The sequence below is a fragment of the Pseudomonas marginalis genome, assembly GCF_024169655.1.
GTDB classification, from domain to species: Bacteria; Pseudomonadota; Gammaproteobacteria; order Pseudomonadales; family Pseudomonadaceae; genus Aquipseudomonas; species Aquipseudomonas paraveronii.
Genome location: NZ_JALJWV010000001.1, coordinates 5,046,298 through 5,061,809 on the forward strand (window position 1 = coordinate 5,046,298; position 15,512 = coordinate 5,061,809).

The 15,512-nt window shown below is 61.6% G+C and carries 18 protein-coding genes; 8 read left to right on the top strand and 10 right to left on the bottom strand.

The genetic code is table 11. The annotated features are described in order from the left end of the window. Window positions 1–198: 198 nt before the first annotated feature. From rplS to ffh, 5 genes are all read right to left on the bottom strand, one after another. On the bottom strand, window positions 199–549 hold the full coding sequence (rplS, locus tag J2Y83_RS23180) for a 50S ribosomal protein L19 (RefSeq protein WP_054593850.1): 351 nt from the start codon (window positions 547–549) through the stop codon (window positions 199–201). Between the two features lie 45 nt (window positions 550–594). Further along, window positions 595–1,368 (bottom strand): tRNA (guanosine(37)-N1)-methyltransferase TrmD, encoded by a 774-nt coding sequence (trmD, locus tag J2Y83_RS23185; protein WP_024077235.1) that lies wholly within the window; start codon window positions 1,366–1,368, stop codon window positions 595–597. Continuing rightward, window positions 1,350–1,886, bottom strand: a complete 537-nt coding sequence (gene rimM / locus J2Y83_RS23190) for a ribosome maturation factor RimM (RefSeq protein WP_253398603.1) — start codon at window positions 1,884–1,886, stop codon at window positions 1,350–1,352. Before rimM ends, trmD begins: the two co-directional genes overlap by 19 nt. A 5-nt stretch (window positions 1,887–1,891) precedes the next feature. Further along, entirely contained in the window at window positions 1,892–2,143 is a 252-nt protein-coding gene (rpsP, locus tag J2Y83_RS23195) for a 30S ribosomal protein S16 (protein ID WP_003175899.1), read from the bottom strand. Window positions 2,144–2,394: 251 nt separating this feature from the next. Next, entirely contained in the window at window positions 2,395–3,771 is a 1,377-nt protein-coding gene (gene ffh / locus J2Y83_RS23200; protein ID WP_253398610.1) for a signal recognition particle protein, read from the bottom strand. A gap of 219 nt (window positions 3,772–3,990) precedes the next feature. Between ffh and J2Y83_RS23205 the strand changes: the two genes are divergently transcribed. The 3 genes from J2Y83_RS23205 (at window position 3,991) to J2Y83_RS23215 (ending at window position 7,635) form a co-directional block, all read left to right on the top strand. Continuing rightward, window positions 3,991–4,803 (top strand): cytochrome C assembly family protein, encoded by an 813-nt coding sequence (locus tag J2Y83_RS23205; RefSeq protein ID WP_253398618.1) that lies wholly within the window; start codon window positions 3,991–3,993, stop codon window positions 4,801–4,803. 12 nt (window positions 4,804–4,815) lie between these two features. Next, entirely contained in the window at window positions 4,816–6,054 is a 1,239-nt protein-coding gene (locus J2Y83_RS23210; RefSeq protein WP_253398625.1) for a transporter associated domain-containing protein, read from the top strand. A gap of 270 nt (window positions 6,055–6,324) precedes the next feature. Further along, window positions 6,325–7,635 carry an MFS transporter gene (locus J2Y83_RS23215; protein ID WP_253398627.1) on the top strand — a complete coding sequence of 437 codons (1,311 nt, stop codon included), beginning with the start codon at window positions 6,325–6,327 and terminating at the stop codon, window positions 7,633–7,635. Between the two features lie 96 nt (window positions 7,636–7,731). Here the strand turns inward: J2Y83_RS23215 and purT are convergent, their stop codons facing one another. From purT to J2Y83_RS23240, 5 genes are all read right to left on the bottom strand, one after another. After that, window positions 7,732–8,913: a formate-dependent phosphoribosylglycinamide formyltransferase gene (purT, locus tag J2Y83_RS23220; protein ID WP_253398629.1), complete on the bottom strand. Its 1,182-nt coding sequence runs from the start codon at window positions 8,911–8,913 to the stop codon at window positions 7,732–7,734. Between the two features lie 69 nt (window positions 8,914–8,982). Beyond that, entirely contained in the window at window positions 8,983–9,450 is a 468-nt protein-coding gene (locus J2Y83_RS23225) for a VUT family protein (protein ID WP_253398631.1), read from the bottom strand. A gap of 309 nt (window positions 9,451–9,759) precedes the next feature. Continuing rightward, window positions 9,760–9,975 carry a DUF1289 domain-containing protein gene (locus tag J2Y83_RS23230; RefSeq protein ID WP_253398633.1) on the bottom strand — a complete coding sequence of 72 codons (216 nt, stop codon included), beginning with the start codon at window positions 9,973–9,975 and terminating at the stop codon, window positions 9,760–9,762. Further along, window positions 9,972–10,496 (bottom strand): gamma carbonic anhydrase family protein, encoded by a 525-nt coding sequence (locus J2Y83_RS23235; RefSeq protein WP_253398635.1) that lies wholly within the window; start codon window positions 10,494–10,496, stop codon window positions 9,972–9,974. Before J2Y83_RS23235 ends, J2Y83_RS23230 begins: the two co-directional genes overlap by 4 nt. Before the next feature lie 35 nt (window positions 10,497–10,531). Next, window positions 10,532–11,134 carry a CoA pyrophosphatase gene (locus tag J2Y83_RS23240; RefSeq protein ID WP_253398643.1) on the bottom strand — a complete coding sequence of 201 codons (603 nt, stop codon included), beginning with the start codon at window positions 11,132–11,134 and terminating at the stop codon, window positions 10,532–10,534. A 146-nt stretch (window positions 11,135–11,280) separates the two neighbouring features. Here J2Y83_RS23240 and J2Y83_RS23245 point away from each other — a divergent pair, with 146 nt between their 5' ends. The 5 genes from J2Y83_RS23245 (at window position 11,281) to J2Y83_RS23265 (ending at window position 15,510) form a co-directional block, all read left to right on the top strand. Further along, a complete protein-coding gene (locus J2Y83_RS23245) occupies window positions 11,281–11,829 on the top strand; it encodes an NUDIX hydrolase (protein ID WP_253398645.1) in 549 nt (182 codons plus the stop codon). Window positions 11,830–11,866: 37 nt separating this feature from the next. Further along, window positions 11,867–12,370 carry a L,D-transpeptidase family protein gene (locus J2Y83_RS23250; protein WP_253398647.1) on the top strand — a complete coding sequence of 168 codons (504 nt, stop codon included), beginning with the start codon at window positions 11,867–11,869 and terminating at the stop codon, window positions 12,368–12,370. Window positions 12,371–12,632: 262 nt separating this feature from the next. Further along, window positions 12,633–13,364, top strand: a complete 732-nt coding sequence (locus J2Y83_RS23255; RefSeq protein ID WP_247405475.1) for a GntR family transcriptional regulator — start codon at window positions 12,633–12,635, stop codon at window positions 13,362–13,364. 36 nt (window positions 13,365–13,400) lie between these two features. Then, window positions 13,401–14,507, top strand: a complete 1,107-nt coding sequence (gene nagA / locus J2Y83_RS23260) for an N-acetylglucosamine-6-phosphate deacetylase (RefSeq protein WP_253398656.1) — start codon at window positions 13,401–13,403, stop codon at window positions 14,505–14,507. Then, window positions 14,500–15,510 (top strand): SIS domain-containing protein, encoded by a 1,011-nt coding sequence (locus J2Y83_RS23265; RefSeq protein ID WP_253400440.1) that lies wholly within the window; start codon window positions 14,500–14,502, stop codon window positions 15,508–15,510. Before nagA ends, J2Y83_RS23265 begins: the two co-directional genes overlap by 8 nt. Window positions 15,511–15,512 lie beyond the last annotated feature (2 nt).

The window sequence follows — 15,512 nt, forward strand, 5'->3', positions numbered from 1 at the left end:
GTCTGGTAGATCCTATCGCAGGCGAGCCAGCTCCCACATGGGATTTGTGTCGCGCATCGATTTTATGACCACTGATAATCAAATGGGGGAACTGGCTTGCCCGCGATAGCCGCGACTCGGCCTCGGATCAGCCAACAAATTCCAGGCACAAAAAAAGCAGCCCGTAGGCTGCTTTTTTTCTGCATCGGGAAGCTGGACTTAAACCAGTTTTTCCTTGATGCGAGCTGCTTTACCGGACAGGTCACGCAGGTAGTACAGCTTGGCTTTACGCACGTCACCGCGACGCTTAACGGCCATGCTGTCGATTTGCGGGCTGTAGGTCTGGAAAGTACGCTCTACGCCAACACCGTTGGAGATTTTACGAACAGTGAAAGCACTGTTCACACCACGGTTACGCTTGGCGATTACCACGCCTTCGAACGCTTGCAGACGCGAACGGTCGCCTTCCTTCACTTTCACCTGAACGACAATGGTGTCGCCCGGGGCAAAGGTAGGGATCTCTTTGGTCATCTGCTCTGCTTCGAGTGCAAGGATGATTTTGTTAGTCATGCTGTGCTCCTAAGGTAAGTCAATGGACCTACCATCGATACGTTGTTAACTATCGTCCCGCGCGAGGATGTATTCCTCGAGCAGCTTCTTCTCTTCTCCAGAAAGCGAGCGGCTTTCCAGAAGATCGGCGCGTCGTTCATAGGTCCGACCAAGGGACTGCTGTAAACGCCAACGCCGGATGTGTGCGTGATTGCCACTTAGCAATACGTCGGGAACACGCTGATCCGCATACACCTCCGGTCGGGTGTAGTGCGGGCAATCCAGCAAACCATCCGTGAAGGAATCTTCCTCCGCGGAGTCCGCATGCCCTAAAGCTCCAGGCAGCAGTCGTGTAACCGCATCTATCAGGACCATCGCCGGCAGCTCACCGCCAGACAGGACATAGTCCCCAATCGACCACTCTTCATCGACATGAGCTTCAATAAAACGCTCGTCAATGCCTTCATAGCGACCGGCAATCAGGATCAGTGCTTCCTCATTCGCCAGTTCGCGTACCGCCGCCTGTTTCAGCTGACGGCCTTGAGGGGACAGGTAAATTACCTTCGCCTTCTCCCCGGCGGCAGCCTTGGCCTGAACCAACGCGTCTTCCAGGGGCTTGATCTTCATCACCATGCCCGGGCCACCGCCAAATGGGCGATCGTCCACAGTGTGATGTCGATCCGTCGTGTAGTCTCGCGGGTTCCAACAGGTGAGCTGCAAGAGCCCCTGTTTCACCGCCCGACTGGTGATGCCGTACTCGCTGATGGCGGAGAACATCTCGGGAAACAAACTGATCACTTCAATGCGCAAATTAGCCACGCTTAGAAGTCCGCGTCCCATTCCACCTTCATCTCGCCCGCGGCCAGGTCGATGGCCAACACGCATTGCTCGGTATAGGGCAATAGGCGCTCGCGATCATCCAGGCTGCCAGCGCAAGGCTTGACCACCATTACATCATTGGCGCCGGTTTCCAGAAGATGATCGATTTTCCCGAACAGTTGCCCGAGTTGATCAATAACCTTCAGACCTTCCAGCTGGTACCAGTAGTACTCGCCGTCGGTCAATTCAGGGAACAGGTTGCGCGGCACGCAGATCTCATAACCGGCCAGAAGACGAGCTTCTTCACGATCATCAAGACCCTTGAGCTTTGCGACCAGGAACTTATCGCTCCCGCGTCCACTGACCAGCTCGACCTGTTTCACATTCCCCTCGCGCTTGAGCGTCCAGGTTTTGTACTGCAACAGGTTTTCTGTCGGATCAGTAAAGGAATACACCTTCACTTCGCCGCGAACGCCATGAACAGAATAAATCTTGCCGATAACGATCAAATCATCAGCAACAGCTGGCGTCGCGTTCATATTGCTCAGGCTGCGGCCTTAGCCGAGTCCTTCAACAACTTGGCAACACGCTCGGAAGGCTGTGCACCAACGCTCAGCCAGTAGGCTACGCGCTCTTGGTTCACGGACAGACGAACTTCTTGACCACGAGCAACAGGGTTGAAGAAACCAACCTGTTCCTTGTGCGAACCGTCACGCGGGTTGCGGCTGTCGGTTACGGTCAAGTGGTAAAACGGGCGCTTTTTGGAGCCGCCAAGGGCAAGACGGATTGTTAGCATGTGAACATCGTTCCTGTAGTCGGTGCTGCAAATCTAAATGCACAGCGGGCATAGGTGCCCGAAAGGCCGCATATTCTAAGGAATATCCGGACTTTTGCAAATGTCTTTTTCTGGCGCCTATCAGCGTGCCATTCAGATCTGCTATAGAGCCGTCGGTTAAAACGGCAAGTCAGCTCCCGCCAGACGGCGGGTTTGCTGGAGATCCCACATCCCTGTGGGTCGGAGCAGGAGCACGCTCCCGCTCGAATTCTTTACATCTTGGGCATGCCGCCGCCGGGCAACATACCGCCCATGCCGCGCATCATCTTGGCCATTCCGCCTTTGGCGGAGAACTTCTTCATCATCTTCTGCATCTGCTTGTGTTGCTTGATCAAGCGACCGATGTCCTGCACCTGGGTGCCGGAGCCCATGGCGATCCGACGCTTGCGCGAACCGCTGATCAGCTCAGGGTCGCGGCGCTCGGCCGGGGTCATGGAGTTGATGATGGCTTCCATCTGCTTGAACTGTTTCTCTGCTGCGCCCTGGGCATTGCCCATTTGCGCCAGGTTCACACCGCCCATATTCGGCAGCTTGTCCATCAGGCCGCCAAGGCCGCCCATGTTCTTCATTTGTTGCAACTGATCGCGGAAGTCTTCGAGGTCGAAGCCCTTGCCCTTCTTCAGCTTCTTGGCCAGTTTATCGGCCTTGTCCTTGTCGAGCGTCGCTTCGGCCTGCTCGATCAGGCTGAGTACGTCACCCATGCCGAGGATACGCGAAGCGATACGCTCAGGGTGGAACGGTTCGAGCGCGTCGCTCTTCTCGCCCATACCGATGAACTTGATCGGCTTGCCGGTGATGGCGCGCACCGACAGCGCGGCACCACCACGGGCGTCGCCGTCGACCTTGGTCAGGATCACGCCGGTCAGCGGCAGTGCGTCACCAAAGGCCTTGGCGGTGTTGGCCGCATCCTGGCCGGTCATCGCGTCGACCACGAACAGCGTCTCGACCGGGTTGATCGCAGCATGCAGCGCCTTGATCTCGCCCATCATCTCTTCGTCGATGTGCAGGCGACCGGCGGTATCGACGATGACCACGTCGATGAATTTCAGCCTGGCTTCTTTGATCGCCGCGTTGGCGATATCGACCGGCTTCTGGCTCAGGTCCGACGGGAAGAAGGTCACGCCCACTTCGCCGGCAAGCATTTCCAGTTGCTTGATGGCCGCCGGACGGTACACGTCGGCCGATACCACCATCACGGTTTTTTTCTTGCGTTCTTTAAGGAAGCGCGCCAGCTTGCCGGCGGTGGTGGTCTTGCCCGCACCTTGCAGACCGGCCATCAGCACGACGGCCGGCGGCACGGCGCTGAGGTTCAGGTCTTCGTTGGCCGCGCCCATCAGGCTTTCGAGTTCGGCCTGGACGATTTTCACAAAGGCCTGGCCCGGCGTCAGGCTGCGGGACACTTCGGTGCCGACCGCGCGCTCTTTGACCGAGTTGACGAAGTCCTTGACCACAGGCAAGGCCACGTCGGCTTCCAGCAACGCCATGCGCACTTCACGCAGGGTGTCTTTAATATTGTCCTCGGTCAGCTTGGCCTTGCCGGTTACGTGGCGCAGCGTCTGCGAGAGACGGTCAGTCAAGTTTTCAAACATGCGCGATCCTTTCAGGCCCTATGGTAGACCGAGGTAATGGCGGCCCAGGCTGTGGTAAATCGCTATTAAAAACAGCGCTCGGCGAGCCTGCGGCGTGGGCAGGTCGCGGATTATAGCGAAGACTGCGCACATGCACACCCGCTGTCTGGCCCTGGAGTCTTTCGTGGAACGCAGGTGTATGCCAAACTCAGCGCCTTTCGGGCTTGCCTAACAGGATTTATGCTCCCTTTGTCACCCAGTTTACTACCCAGCCTCGCCGCCGCCTTTTTGTACGCCGCTGCGACCCTCTACCAAGGCACTCGCCTGGCGCAAGGCGCCAAGGCCGACACGCGCCTGCTGGCAGGCCTTGGCGTCCTCGCCCTGCTGGCCCATGCCGCGAGCCTGTTCACCCACTTGATGACGCCGGTCGGCCTGGGCCTGGATTTTTTCAGCGCCGCCAGCCTGATCGCCGCCGCCGTGATCGCCCTCACGCTGATCGCCTGCGCACGCATCCCGGTGGAAAACCTGCTGGTGCTGCTGTTTCCCCTGGGGATGCTGACGGTGCTGCTGGCGCAATTCGCGCCCACCGGCACGGTGCAGGTGATCGATGAAGCACCGGGCATTCTTGCGCACATCCTGCTGTCGATCCTGGCCTACGGCATGTTCACCATCGCGGTGTTCCAGGCGTTGCTCCTGCTCGTGCAGGACCACCAGCTCAAGCACAAGCACCCGTCCGGCCTGATCAAGAACTTCCCGCCGCTGCAAACCATGGAAAGCCTGCTGTTCAGCTTCTTGTGGGCCGGCTGGACGCTGTTGTCGCTGTCGCTGATCTCCGGCTGGCTGTTCGTCGAAAACCTGTTCGCCCAGCACCTGGTGCATAAAACCCTGCTGGCGTGCCTGGCGTGGGTGGTGTTCAGCGTGCTGCTGTGGGGCCGCAACCGCCTTGGCTGGCGCGGGCACAAGGCAATCCGCTGGACCCTGGCCGGTTTCTGCCTGCTGATGCTGGCCTATTTCGGCAGCAAGCTGGTTCGCGAATACATCCTGCATATCTGACGGGCAGCGATCATGGATAACTTGCCCTTAGGGCCGATGCTCGCGGTAATCGCCTTGCTGGTTTTGTGGGCGGCGCTGTTTACCGCCATCGAAGCCGCGCAACAGCACCTGCTGGCCCTGCGCCCTGGTACACGCCAGGGCGACAAGGCCGCCGCCCGCCTGAACTTCCCACGCCACAGCATGATCCTCTGCAACACCCTGTGCCGTGCCGGCGTGGTGATCCTCTGTACCCTGCTGGCGATCTACGCCTGGGCGCAAAACGGCGCATGGCTTGGCTGGCTGGTCTCCTGCAGCATCCTGCTGGTGCTGGCCGATTACCTACCCCGCGCCCTGGCCACCCGCCATCCGGAAGCGGTGCTGGGCTTCGGCAATGCCCTGCTGGGCGTGCCGCTGAAAATCCTCTATCCCCTCGCCTGGCTGCTCAATGGCATCAGCCTGCTGTTGCTGCGCCCCTTCGCACGCACGCCCGGCGTGGTGAAAAAAAGCGACGAACCGCAGCCCGAGCATGATGACGAACCCGAACCCGAGGCCGATGAAAGTCGCACGCCCGGCATGCCCGGCATCCACGCGCTGGACAACATCACCGTCAACGACATCCTGGTGCCACGCAGCGAAGTGGATGGCATTAACCTGGACGACTCGCTCGACGCGATCATCGAGCAACTGCGCAGCTCCCAGCGCACCCGCCTGCCGGTGTTCCACAGCGACATCAACCAGGTCGAAGCCGTGCTCAACACCCGGCTGATCCAGCACCTGTTGCTGGATGCCAGCCTGACCAAGGAGAGCTTGCTCGCCGCCTGCTACGAACCCTACTTCGTCCCGGAAAGCACGCCCCTGCAACTGCAGCTGCTGAACTTCCACAAGCAGCAGCGGCGCCTGGGCATGGTGGTGGACGAGTACGGCGAAGTGCTAGGCATCGTCACCCTGGAAGACATTCTTGAAGAAATCGTCGGCGAATTCGAAAGCGAACAGAGTGCTGACAACCCGCATATCGAAGCGCAACCGGACGGCCGCTATATCATCGACGGCGCCGCCTCGATCCGCGAATTGAACAAGAGCCTGGGCTGGCACCTGCCCTGCGACGGCCCCAAGACCCTCAATGGCCTGGTGACCGAAGCGCTGGAAACCATTCCCGATTGCGCGGTGTGCCTGAAAATCGGCCGCTACCGCCTGGAAATCCTCGAGACCGAGGACAACCGGGTGAGCAAGGTACTGATCTGGCACACCAGCCGCGTGCCGGTCGCCGCGTAACTCCTCTGACGCAACACACTTCAAACTGTGTGCAGTAGATCGGATTCACCCCCTTGTTGGATGCGCAACCCCCTTCCTATAATCGGGTCGGCTTACCCAAGCCCCGCCCGACCGCGTGCTACCCGCACCGAGCGCGTCCAGGCACCGCCTTGCCATGTCTGACCGGCGTTCGCTCCCATCCCGAGCCGCTCCGCTCACAACCCTGATCCTGGGGTGTTCGACCAATAATAATCCGCGTCCAAACGCGCACTGACCGTCAGGGATACCTCCATGAGCACCACCTATAACGAGGCTGCGACCGCCGCCCCGACCAACTCGACCGCCCGCGTCGCCACCGCAAGCATCGTCGGCACCGCCATTGAGTTCTACGATTTCTATATCTATGCCACTGCGGCCGCGCTGGTGATCGGCCCCGTGTTCTTCCCGCAGACCTCCGGCACCGCGCAGATGCTCGCGTCGTTCCTGACCTTTGGCATCGCGTTCATCGCCCGCCCGCTGGGTTCGGCGCTGTTCGGCCACTTTGGCGACCGCATCGGCCGCAAGTCGACGCTGGTGGCTTCGCTGCTGCTGATGGGGGTGTGTACCACGCTGATCGGCTTGCTTCCGGGGTATGACAGCATCGGCGCCTGGGCCCCGATTCTGTTGTGCGTGCTGCGTTTTGGCCAGGGCCTGGGGCTGGGCGGGGAATGGGGCGGTGCGGCGTTGCTCGCCACCGAGAACGCGCCGAAGGGCAAACGCGCGTGGTTCGGCATGTTCCCGCAACTCGGTCCTTCGATTGGCTTCCTGGCGGCCAACGGCCTGTTCCTGATCCTGGCCATGAACCTGAACGACGAGCAGTTCCGCAGTTGGGGCTGGCGCATCCCGTTCATCCTCAGCGCCGCACTGGTGATGGTCGGCCTGTATGCGCGGCTGAAGCTGCATGAAACCCCGGTGTTCGCCAATGCCGTGGCGAAAGAAGCGCCGGTAAAAGTGCCGTTGGTCGAGCTGTTCAGCCAGCATTGGATGCCAGTGCTGCTGGGCGCCGCGTCGATGGTGGTGTGCTATGCGCTGTTCTATATCACCACGGCATTTTCCTTGAGCTACGGCGTGTCGACCTTGGGCTACAGCCGCGAGACATTCCTCGGGTTGCTGTGTTTTGCCGTGTTGTTCATGGGCCTGGCGACGCCGCTGGCAGCCTTGGCCAGCGATCGATTCGGGCGCAAGCCGGTGCTGATAGTCGGTGCAGTGCTGGCCATTCTGTCGGGTTTCACCATGGAGCCGTTGCTGACCCACGGTTCGACCTGGGCGGTGGCGCTATTCCTGGCCCTGGAGCTGTTCCTGATGGGCGTGACCTTCGCCCCGATGGGCGCGTTGCTGCCGGAACTGTTCCCGACCCGCGTGCGTTATACCGGCGCTTCGGCGGCGTATAACCTGGGCGGGATCGTCGGCGCGTCGGCGGCACCGTTCTTCGCGACCAAGCTGGTGGCGATGGGTGGGCTGAGTTATGTCGGCGGGTATGTGTCGGCGGCAGCGTTGCTGAGCTTGATTGCGGTGCTGTGCCTGAAAGAGACGCGGGATAACGATTTGAACAAGGTTGCCTGATAGATCGCTATCGGGGGCAAGCCCCCTCCCACACTCGACCACGTTCCTACAGCTTGAACGCGGTCACATGTGGGAGGGGGCTTGCCCCCGATGCTTTTAGAGCTCTACAACAACCGCCTGAGCCGCACGGGTCGCCTTGGCGCGAGCCGCTTCAATCGACTCATCCCGCGCCAATGCCACGCCCATACGGCGCTGGCCATTCACTTCTGGCTTGCCGAACAGACGCAACGCCGTGTCCGGCTCGCTCAAGGCCGCGCCGAGGTTGGCGAAAGCGGTCTGGGTCGATTGCCCTTCCACCAGGATCACCGCCGACGCCGACGGCCCGAACTGCCGGATCAACGGGATCGGCAGGCCCAGGATGGCGCGCGCGTGCAGGGCGAACTGCGACAGGTCCTGGGAAATCAAGGTGACCAAACCGGTGTCATGCGGGCGTGGCGACACTTCGCTGAACCACACCTGATCGCCCTTGATGAACAACTCCACGCCAAACAGGCCACGGCCACCCAAGGATTCAGTCACGGCCTTGGCCACCCGCTCGGATTCTGCCAAGGCAATCGGGCTCATGGCCTGAGGCTGCCAGGATTCCTGGTAATCGCCCTTCTCCTGACGATGGCCGACCGGCGCGCAGAAGGTCGTGCCGCCGATGTGGCGCACGGTCAGCAGGGTGATTTCGTAGTCGAAGTCGATAAAGCCTTCGATGATCACCCGGCCCTTCCCGGCACGCCCGCCTTCCTGGGCGTAATCCCAGGCTTTCTGCACGTCTTCGGTACTGCGCAACAGGCTCTGCCCCTTGCCCGACGAGCTCATCACCGGCTTGACCACGCACGGGAAGCCCAGGTCTTGCACGGCCTTGCTGTAGTCTTCGAAGGTATCGGCGAAATGATACGGCGAGGTCGGCAGGTCCAGCTCTTCAGCGGCCAGGCGACGGATGCCTTCGCGGTTCATGGTCAGCGATGCGGCGCGCGCGGTCGGGATCACGGTGAAGCCTTCGGCCTCCAGCTCCACCAGGGTGGCGGTGGCGATGGCTTCGATTTCCGGCACGATGAAGTGCGGTTTTTCCGCTTCGATCACCGCACGCAGGGCGGCGCCGTCGAGCATGTTGATCACATGGCTGCGATGGGCAACCTGCATGGCCGGCGCGTTGGCATAGCGATCCACGGCAATCACTTCAACGCCCAGGCGTTGCAGCTCGATTACCACTTCCTTGCCCAGCTCACCGCAGCCACACAGCAAAACGCGGGTCGCGGTTGGCGACAATGGAGTTCCGATTCGGGTCATCTCAGGTCCTCAGGGGAGCGGATCATGGGGAGAAAGGCCGGCATTTTACATGAACTGTGCAGATTGGCTTCAGTTGGCGACGGCCCGTTTGCGGATACGCCAGGCCATGATCAGCCAGACCGCCGTGACCCCGGCGAATTTCGACGCCAGGGCGGTGCCCACCACGGCGGGCGTGAGGGCGCCGATCAAGCCGAAAAAGATAAAAGTATCGAGGGGAATGCTCAGCGCCGAACTTATCCACAGGCGATCGTGGAGCGGGCGCTTGGTAATGCTGAACACCAGCCAGTCGATGCACTCGGACACCGCGAACGCAGTGGCGCTGGCCAGGGCGATGGACGGGTCGGAGGTGATATACGACAGCACCAGCGCCGCCAGCATGGCGAGGATCGCGCCGTGGCCGAAGCGGGTTTGCACCATATCGCGCAGGATGAATACCAGACCGCCCCAGGCGGACCAGATGACGTCCAGGTGCGGCGCGGTGGAAAAGGCGAAGTTGATCAGCACGACGCTGCTGATGTAGGCGATCAGGAAGAGCATGAGGGGATGGACCTGTGGGTAATGCCGCACAGGGTACACAATTACAGGGATGTCGTCTGGGAGGACCCATCGGGGGCAAGCCCCCTCCCACATTTTGATCGCATTCCTACAAATTAAATGCGGTTAAGTGTGGGAGGGACCCATCGGGGGCAAGCCCCCTCCCACATTTTGATCGCATTCCTACAGATTAAATGCGGTTAAGTGTGGGAGGGACCCATCGGGGGCAAGCCCCCTCCCACATTTTGATCGCATTCCTACAGATTAAATGCGGTTAAGTGTGGGAGGGGGCTTGCCCCCGATGGCAGTCGATCAGGCACCGGAACTCTTAGGCATCACCCACACCAACCCACCCGCCACCGCCCGCTCATGACACACCCCCAGCACCACCCGGCGCTCGGCGTTGTCCATGCGGCTCCAGCGCGTGATTTCTGCCACGCTACGCTGGCAGCCGATGCAAATATCGTCGTCATCCAGCGCGCAAATGTTCACGCACGGCGAGGCGACAGGGCGTTCTGACGGGTTCATTCTTCCTGCTCAGCCAGATCCCGCGCATAACGCTGGGCGTTATGCACATAGTGCGCAGCGCTGGCCTCGAGCATCTTCTTCTGCGCCTCGGTCAATTCGCGCACCACTTTACCCGGCGAGCCCATGACCAGGGAGCCATCGGGAATCTCCTTGCCTTCGCCGATCAGCGAATTGGCGCCGATGATGCAGTACTTGCCGATCTTCGCGCCGTTGAGGATCACCGCATTGATGCCGATCAGGCTGTAATCGCCGACGGTGCAGCCATGCAGCATGGCGTTATGGCCGATGGTCACACCGGTGCCCAGGGTCAGCGGGTAACCCATGTCGGTGTGCATCACGCTGCCGTCCTGCACATTGCTGTTCTTGCCGATCAGGATCAGTTCGTTGTCGCCACGCAACACCGCGTTGAACCAGACATTGGCGCCCTCCTCCAGCTTGACCTTGCCCACCAACGTGGCATTCGGCGCCACCCAGCTGTGTGGATGCGTCTCGACGCGGGCGTCGCCCAGGCGGTATTTCATGATGTGTCCTCACGGCTGGCCATTTAAACGATGGCTTATAGATGGATGAAGCTCTTGGGCGGCTGGTGCAGGCTGATGTCGGCATCGTCATAAAGCAGATTGATCAACTCGACGATCATGATTGCCGTCAAACCCCAGATTTTGTATTCGCCGAACCGATAGCTCGGCACATACCAACTGCGGCCCTGGTAATCGATGCGGTGCGTATGCTCGCGCGGATCCTGGCGAAAAAACTCCAGGGGCACGCTGAAGACGGCGGCGATTTCGGCGTCGTTGGCCAGGTATTCGACGTAGTCCGGGATGACACCAACGTAGGGCGTGACCCGAATGCCATGCAGGGAAATCAACGGGCTCAACGGGCCGATCACCTCAACCAGGCCCGGCGGCAGGCCGATTTCTTCTTCGGCTTCGCGCAGGGCGGTGAAGATCAGGTCCGGGTCTTCGGGGTCGCGGCGCCCGCCGGGAAAGGCCACTTCGCCACCGTGGGTGGACAGGCCGCTGGCGCGCAGCGTCAGGATCAGCTCGGGTTCGTCACTGCGGGTAATCGGCACCAGCACGGCGGCCTCGGGGAAACGCCCGTCGGTCTCAAGCTGTTGCGGTGTGTGATTGCTTACCCGGCGAAGTAGCTCGTCCAGCATGAGTCATCTCGATCTGTTGGCTACCTTGCATCATGCACCAAAGCGCGCGGGTGCCCAACCCCAAAACCTGAGGGCTGTCGCGAAACGACAACTTGCAGGGCCTTGCCGCCCACGCCAAGATAGGCAGACTTTCCAGGAACCCCAGCATGAATTTCTGCAGCCAGTGCGGTAAACCGGTCACCCAACGCATTCCCGAAGGCGACGCACGTCTGCGTTTTGTCTGCGATAATTGTCAGACCATTCACTACCAGAATCCCAATATCGTCGCCGGCACGGTGCCGGTGTGGGGCGATCAAGTACTGCTGTGCCGCCGCGCCATCGAGCCCCGCCGGGGTTACTGGACCCTGCCCGCCGGCTTCATGGAGAACGGCGAGACCATGGAACAGGCCGCCATGCGCGAGACCATGGAAGAAGCCTGCGCCCATGTACGCAACCTGAACCTCTACACCCTGATCGACGTGCCGCATATCAGCCAGGTGCATGTCTTCTACCGCGCCGAGCTGATTGACCTGGACTTCGCCGCAGGCCCCGAAAGCCTGGAAGTGCGACTGTTCGATGAGGCCGACATCCCTTGGTCCGAGCTGGCTTTCCGCACGGTCGGGCGTACCTTAGAATACTTCTTCGCCGACCGTCGCCTACGGTCGTTCCCGGTGCGCAACGAAGCTGTGCCGCCGCTGTCCCAGCCCGCCCAATAACAAACCGGCAGATCGTCGTCCAAGGGAAATCGTTTTAATGCGTTGGTTGCTTGCTTTGCTCTGCCTGTCGTTCGCCACGTTGTCCTCAGCCACCACCCTGGAAACCCTGGGCGGCAAAACGGTCGAAAAAATTCTGGTGCTCAAGTCCGCCCATCAGTTGCAACTGATCAACGACGGCAAACCCCTCAAGACCTACCGTATCTCCCTGGGCAAAAACCCCAAGGGCACCAAGCTGTTCGAAGGCGACCGCCGCACGCCGGAAGGCTTGTACTGGATCGACTGGCGCAAAACCAGCGACCGCTACAACCTGTCCATGCATATCTCCTACCCCAATATCAGCGATTCCGCCCGTGCCCGCCGCCAGGGCGTGAACCCCGGCAGCATGATCATGATCCACGGCACGCCCGACAGCGCGGAGTACCCGGAGCAGTGGTTCCACACCCTGGACTGGACCGACGGCTGCATCGGCATGCGTAACGTCGACATGCGCGAAGTCTGGAACCTGGTCAAAGACGGCACCCTGATCGAGATCCGCCCGTAACCCTCGCCCCTCGGTCAATTAACTAAAAAAAGTTTCCCGCCCTCGGCAGCGCCTGCCGGTGAATACCAATTCACCCCGCAGGCCGCGCAGCTCTGCGCGCCTTAAAGACCTCTCTAATACCACTTGATGCCAAGCACCGTTAAGACGCCCTGAAACCTGGACTTACAGCGTTTTGGCAGCATTGACATGGTATTTAAGTGGTATTAGTTTCCGACCAATACCGGGCGACAACACTCTAATAACCGCATCGGAAACCTGACAGATGAACCCCATCCTGACGCTGCGTCCCGACGACAAGCAATCCACGCCGCTGTACCTGCAACTGGCCCGCAACCTGGAAGCGGCGATCCACGCCGGCCAGTGGAAATCCGAACAGGCCCTGCCGTCGGAACGCGCCCTCAGCGAGCAGTTGAGCCTTTCGCGCGTCACCGCCCGCAAAGCCCTGGAAGTCTTGCTTGCCCAAGGCCTGATCCGTCGCAGCCAAGGCTCCGGCACCTTTATCACCCCTCGGCTGGAACAGCCGCTGTCGCGCCTGTCAGGGTTCAGCGAGATGCTGCGACTCAAGGGGTTTGTGCCCAGCTCCCAGTGGCTGGAACGCGACATCAGCGCGCCGACCCATGAAGAACTGATCCGCCTGGGCCTGTCGCCGACCGACAAGGTGACGCGCCTCAAACGCCTGCGCAAAGCCGACGACACGGTGATGGCAATCGAAATGACCGCCATGCCCGCCTCGGTGCTGCCGCAACCGCAGGCCATCGGCCACTCCCTCTACGAGTACCTGGAGGGCATCGGCAAACCCATCGTGCGCGCCCTGCAGCATATCCAGGCGATCAACGCCTCGGACGAGTTCGCCGCACTGGTCGGCATCGCCCCCGGCACCGCCATGCTGCTGATGACCCGCGTCGGCTACACCGCCGACAACACCCCGATCGAAATCACCGACACCTACTGTCGCAACGACTACTACGACTTTGTCGCAGAACTGCGGCGATAGGCCTTTGCCGCGCACCGCGGCCTCAGAGAACTGCCCATGTCCGAAGACAATATCCTCACGCCCCATGGCTGGATTCGCGGCCACCTCGCGCACGAGCACGGCAAAGTGATCGCCATCGAAGGCGCGCCTTGCAACCCGGCCGACAACGACTTGCCCTACCTGCTGCCGGGGTTTATCGACCTGCACGTCCACGGCGGCGGCGGCAAAGACATCATGGAAGGGGCCGACGCCTTCGAAACCATCACCCGCACCCACGTGCGCTTCGGCACCACCTCGCTGCTGGCCACCACCATGACCGCGCCGGTGGATGAGATCACCAGCGTGCTCGGCCAGCTCGGCAGTTTCTGCGAGCAGCGCCTGAGCGGCAGCGCCCGGGTCCTCGGCGTACACCTGGAAGGGCCCTACATCAATCCCGGCAAACTCGGCGCACAACCCAACTTCGCCCACACCGCATTGATGGAAGAAGTGGAAACCTACCTGCGCCTGGCGCCGATCCGGGTGATCACCATCGCCCCGGAAATCGCCGGGCATGACGCCCTGATCCGCGCCCTCAGTACACGCGGCGTGCGCATGCAGATCGGCCACACCCTGGGCAGCTATGAAGAAGGCGTCGCCGCCCTCGCCGCCGGCGCCACCAGCTTCACCCATTTGTACAACGCCATGAGCCCGCTGCATCACCGCGAGCCCGGCATCGTCGGCGCGGCGCTGGCCCACGCGCAGTACGCGGAATTGATCCCGGATCTGCTCCACGTACACCCCGGCGCCATGCGCGTGGCCCTGCGCGCGATCCCGTGCCTGTACTGCGTCACCGACTCCACCGCCGCCGCCGGCATGCCCGACGGCGAATACAAGCTGGGCAGCCACACCGTGACCAAATGCCTGGGCGGCGTGCGCCTGGCCGACGGCACCCTGGCCGGCAGCACCCTGACCATGGATCAGGCGCTGCGCAACCTGGTGAAGATTGGCCTGCCCATCAGCGAAGCCTCACAACGCCTGTCGCAATTTCCGGCGGACTACCTGGGCCTGGAAGAACGCGGCCGCCTGCAACCCGGCAGCTTTGCCGACTGCGTGCGCCTGGACCGCTCCCTGCACCTCACCGACGTCATGGTCGAAGGAGAAACCATTGTCCTCAAAAATGCTTGAAGAGGCCCTCGCCTCCTGCGACGCCGTAGCCGCGCAGTTGCAACGCCTGGACCCGCGCCTGCAAGACATCGCCAACCGCCTGCGCCGCCAGCCGCCGCAAGTGGCGATGACCATCGCCCGTGGCAGTTCCGACCACGCCGCGAGCTACTTCGCCTACCTGGCCATGCAGCACGTGGGCGTTCCGGTGGCGTCGTTGCCGATGTCGGTGGTGACCCTGCTGCAAGCGCCGTTGCAGGTCAGCGGCCAGGTCGCGTTCGGCTTCTCTCAGTCGGGCCAGAGCCCGGACCTGGTCGACAGCCTGCGCCAACTGCGCAAACGCGGCGCCTTGAGTATCTCGCTGGTGAATGCCGAAGATTCGCCCCTGGAAGCCGCCTGCGAATTCCACGTGCCGCTGTGCGCCGGCCCGGAACTCAGTGTGGCCGCGACCAAGAGCTTTATCGCGACCCTCAGCGCCAGCGCGCTGTTGATCGGCCACTGGAACCAGGAAGCCGACCTGCTGCACGCCTGCCGCGCACTGCCCGAGGGCCTGCGCGAAGCAGCCAAGCAGGACTGGACGCAAGCCATCGACGCCCTGCGCGACTGCCAGCAGTTGATGGTGATCGGCCGTGGCGCGGGGTTTGCCATCGCCCAGGAAGCCGCGCTCAAGCTCAAGGAAACCTCGGCGATCCAGGCCGAAGCCTTCAGCAGCGCCGAGGTGCGTCACGGTCCGATGGCCTTGATCGACGCCAACTACCCGCTGCTGATCTTCGCCCCACGCGGCGCCGAGCAAGCCGGGCTGTTGAGCCTGGCCGCCGATATGCGCCAACGCGGCGCCCGCGTGTTGCTCGCCGCGCCGGACGATATCACCGAACGCGACCTGACCCTGAGCTGCGCCGAACACCCGAGCCTGGACCCGATCCTGGCCATCCAGAGTTTCTATGTCATGGCCGCCGGCCTGGCGCTCGCCCGCGGCATGAACCCTGACCAGCCGCGCCACCTGAGCAAAGTGACCCGCACCCACTGAGT